We start from the raw sequence: 1692 nt of genomic DNA on the forward strand, positions 1-1692 counted from the left end.
GCGAACTCGTCCTGCGCGTCGTCACCCACAGCCTCATGCTCCTCGCCGATCCGGCGTGAGCCTTTCAACAGAGCAATAGCGAGTCTAAATCGGCTTCCCGAATCAAAGCCGCACTTGGTGCCGCTTCGAAGATGACCGCGCTGGCGCGCGGCGCGCAATGCCCGCCGCTTACCACAGGGACCTCCCGTTACCCACAAGGGACCGCTGCGCTCGCTGCATGGGGCGGCTCCGCGGCCCCTTGTGGATACGGGCCTTTCTTGTGGAAAGCGGGGACGTTGCGCGGAGGAGCGTGGTGGACAAGGAACGGACCGACCTCAACATCCGTCGCCGCAGCGTGAGAGGAGGCGACCGGCAACGACTCCCTGGGGCGCCAAGCGCCTGCAACCGGCGGAGGCCGCGATCGGGCAGGCGCGGTGTTCGGCTCCAGGGCGCCTTTAGGGGCGAGGCGTTCCGGCGCGCCGGCCCCTGCGCCACTCGCCGTCCGCGCGCATCAGGCGACGCCCGTTGACCCGAAACCGCCGCCGCCGCGCGCCGTGCTTCGGGAGAACTCCTCCACCACCCGCAGGACGGGCCGCACCACGGGCACGAACACCAGTTGCGCGATGCGGTCGCCGGGGTTGACCACCAACGGACTCGAGCCCGGCGCGTTCCGGTTCCACGCGCTGATCAGCAACGGCCCGGTGTAGTCGGCGTCCAGCACGCCGACCGAGTTGCCCATGACCAGCCCGGTGCGATGGCCGGTGCCGGACCGCGGCACGATCAGCCCCGCCACCGACGGGTCGCCGATGTGGATCGCCAGCCCCGAGGGGATCAGCTGCGCGGGCGATTGCGGGGCGAGGGCGAGCGGCTGATCGACGCACGCGAACAGGTCGATCGCCGCGGCCATCGCGCTCTGGTACCGGGGAAGCCCCCAGGCGCGGATGCGTTCGTCGAGGATCTTCACCTCGAAGGTGGGCGTCGCGTGCACGGGCTTCCCCTCGGACCGTCCTCGATGCCGCCACGATGTCCGCGTTCGCCGGCAGCGGCAACAGCGTGCCAGCGCCGCGCCCGTCCGAGACGCCGGAAGATGGGTCCGTCCAGGCTTGCGGGACCGGGGGCCGCGGGCCACGACACGCCCCGCCGGAAAACGGAGAGAATGCGCTCGGAGCGACGCCCGCGGCGCGACCGCCATGGCGCGATCCGGGAGCGACTCGGGCCCGGCCGCCCCGGATTCAGCGGCGCGCCTCCCACCGGCACGAGGCAGGGCGGCAGGCGCGGTAAAACCCCCAATTCACCGCGCCTGCCGGATCCGTGCCACAATCGGGGCAGCACCCGCGAGCGAAGCCGCCGCCCGGTACGCCGCCCAGTCGCTGGCGCCGGAGACCCTCCGCGCCTACCGGGGCTACTGGGACGACTTCGCGGCTTGGTGCGCCCGCGAGGGCCTGGCGCCGCTGCCGGCCGACCCGCGCGCGGTCGCCGCCTACTTGGCGACCTTGGCCCCCACGCACGGGCGCAGCGCCCTCCGCCGCCGCTTGGCGGCGATCGGCCAGGCGCACCGGCTCCGCGGCCTCGACTGGAGCCCGTCCCACCCGGCGATCCGCCACACGCTCCGCGGCATCCTGCGCCGGCACGGCCTCCCGCCGCGCCGCCGCGCTCGGCACGGCCGAGGTGCGGCGGCTGCTGGCCGCCTGCGCCGGCGGCGGCTTGGCCGGC

At 73.8% G+C, this 1692-nt stretch carries 1 protein-coding gene and 1 pseudogene; one reads left to right on the forward strand and one right to left on the reverse strand.

The annotated features are described in order from the left end of the window. Positions 1 to 490: 490 nt before the first annotated feature. Entirely contained in the window at positions 491 to 967 is a 477-nt protein-coding gene (gene dut, locus ABD067_RS19170) for a dUTP diphosphatase (RefSeq protein ID WP_343896986.1), read from the reverse strand. A gap of 496 nt (positions 968 to 1463) precedes the next feature. On the opposite strand from dut, the pseudogene ABD067_RS19175 reads away from it, so the two are divergent. After that, positions 1464 to 1692 (forward strand): annotated as a pseudogene (locus ABD067_RS19175) (hypothetical protein); the annotation flags it as partial.

Origin of the sequence: Craurococcus roseus (assembly GCF_039523795.1) — a bacterium.
GTDB lineage: Bacteria > Pseudomonadota > Alphaproteobacteria > Acetobacterales > Acetobacteraceae > Craurococcus > Craurococcus roseus.